This is a genomic window from Pseudomonas sp. D8002 (assembly GCF_013385695.1).
Lineage (GTDB): Bacteria > Pseudomonadota > Gammaproteobacteria > Pseudomonadales > Pseudomonadaceae > Aquipseudomonas.
Map to the genome: position 1 here is coordinate 93566 of NZ_JACAPM010000014.1, position 221 is coordinate 93786.

General features: G+C 56.6%; 1 protein-coding gene. It reads left to right on the top strand.

Annotated elements, in window-relative coordinates:
- On the top strand, positions 1 to 221 hold a 221-nt coding region (locus HX807_RS31515; RefSeq protein ID WP_218174055.1), incomplete at both ends, for a hypothetical protein.

Genomic DNA, 221 nt, shown 5'->3' on the forward strand with positions numbered 1-221 from the left:
TCAAAAGCAGATCAAGATCAAAGGCACGCAGCCTCGCTGGCGCTCGACAGCTGCTACGGGCGCGGTGGCTCTGCTTTTCTGTGGGAGCGGGCTTGCTCGCGAAAAACCTGAGAGCGCCGCGTTGAATCAGGATGCCCACGTCATCGTTAACGACCTTCGCGAGCAAGCCCGCTCCCACATTTGGACCGTGCCCGCTTTAGATTTTGATTTTAACACTCAAG